We start from the raw sequence: 1551 nt of genomic DNA on the forward strand, positions 1-1551 counted from the left end.
CTAATACGAAAGTAGGGTTCGTCAGGCTGCGGTGACCGGGGTGATGGTGACATTGAAGCCGAGGTTGTTGAGCTTTTTGATCGCGTTGTTTTTGGCTTTGATCGGGTCCAGACGGGTGAAGTGGTCGGCGCCGGGATCGGCGTAGCATTCGCCGTCGGCGAGCATGTGCCAAACGGCGGTGAGGATGGAGTGTTCTATGGCCACGGTGGCTTTCATGGGTCCGCGGCGGGCGGCGACGCGCCAGTATTTTGCGGCCAGGTAGGTGTCCTTGCTTCGGGAAGCGGACATGGCCGCGATGCCCAGGGCGCCTTTGAGGTATTTGTTGCCGGGCAGGATGTGGGCTGACTTGATCCGTCCGGCGGACTCGTTGGCGCCGGGACAGACGCCGGTCCAGGAAGCGAGCCGGCCAGGTGTTTCGAAGCGGGACATGTCCGCACCGGTTTCGGCGATGATCACGTCGGCGACTTTGAGTGAGACTCCGGGGATGGTGGCCAGGAATTCCCTGGCGGCACGAAAGGGCTCCATCGCTTCCTCGATCCGTCCGGTGAGCGCCTCGATGATGCGGGACTGGGCATCGATCTGGTCCAAATGCAGCCGGGCCATGAACGCGTGGTGGGCCTTGAAGCGGCCGGTGAGGGCCTCCACGAGCTCGGGGACTCTTGAGCGGAGGGTGCCTTTGGCGAGGCCGGCGAGGACCTCCGGGTCACGTTCACCGCTGACAAGGGCCTCGAGCATCGCCCGGGATGAAACACCGGTGAGGTCCGAGACCACCGAAGAGAGCTTGATCCCGGAGCCTTCCAGGAACTTCTCCAGGCGCTGGATCTCGCGGGTCCGGTCACGGATGGCAATGGCCCGGGCCCTGGTCAGGTCCCGCAGTTCCCGGATTGGCTCGGGTGGAACGAACGAGGCCCGAAGCAGCCCGTGCGCGCCCAACTGAGCCAGCCAGGCCGCGTCAGAGACATCGGTTTTGCGGCCCGGGATGTTCCTTGCGGCCTTGGCGTTGACCAGCATCACCGGAAGCGTTTCTTCGAGGAGATAGAAGAAGGGTTTCCAATAATCGCTCGTGGCTTCCATGACGACCGTGGTGACGTGCTCGCCCTCCAGGAAGTCCCGCAGGGCGAGGATCTGGCCTGTGGTTGCGCCCCACGTTGTGACCGTGGAGGTGTACGTTCCGGCCCGCTGCCCGGGCAACCGGAGACAGACCTTCGCGTCGCGTTTGGAAATGTCCAAACCGGCAGCCCGCTCGTGCACGATATCCATGACTGTTCCTCCTGACACCCCTACTCGACCTTCGTGACGTCTGCCGAGGGGAGGACAGGGAAAACAGAGGAATCTAACACTCGTGCTCCAAAGGCAACAATCCACGGTTCCCGTGGAAGCCCTCCGCGCCACGCTAGCCCACAGGCTCAACCACGGCACCATAGACAAACCGGCGTCCACCGCGGCAGACACCTCCATGATCTGCCCAAAACCTCATCCCCGGCCAGAGCCCGGGGCGAGGCAGCCGCAAACTTTCTCCGAACACGGCGCGCCAGCGACGCTAGACCGCTA

General features: G+C 63.5%; 1 protein-coding gene and 1 pseudogene. One reads left to right on the top strand and one right to left on the bottom strand.

All coding sequences use genetic code 11. The features are described 5' to 3' along the window. Nucleotides 1-43 precede the first annotated feature (43 nt). The gene (locus tag ACWRN3_RS22820; protein WP_476742024.1) at nt 44-145 is read left to right on the top strand and encodes a hypothetical protein; all 102 of its coding nucleotides are present in this window, start codon (nt 44-46) and stop codon (nt 143-145) included. A 14-nt stretch (nt 146-159) separates the two neighbouring features. Here the strand turns inward: ACWRN3_RS22820 and ACWRN3_RS22825 are convergent. Beyond that, nucleotides 160-1458 (bottom strand): annotated as a pseudogene (locus ACWRN3_RS22825) (IS110 family RNA-guided transposase); the annotation flags it as partial. Nucleotides 1459-1551: the final 93 nt, after the last annotated feature.

It is taken from the genome of Pseudarthrobacter sp. rb (assembly GCF_056389225.1).

Bases quoted from the DNA above. Each gene is read 5' to 3' on its own strand.
- ACWRN3_RS22820 (WP_476742024.1), top strand. From the start codon at position 44: ATGGTGACATTGAAGCCGAGGTTGTTGAGCTTTTTGATCGCGTTGTTT.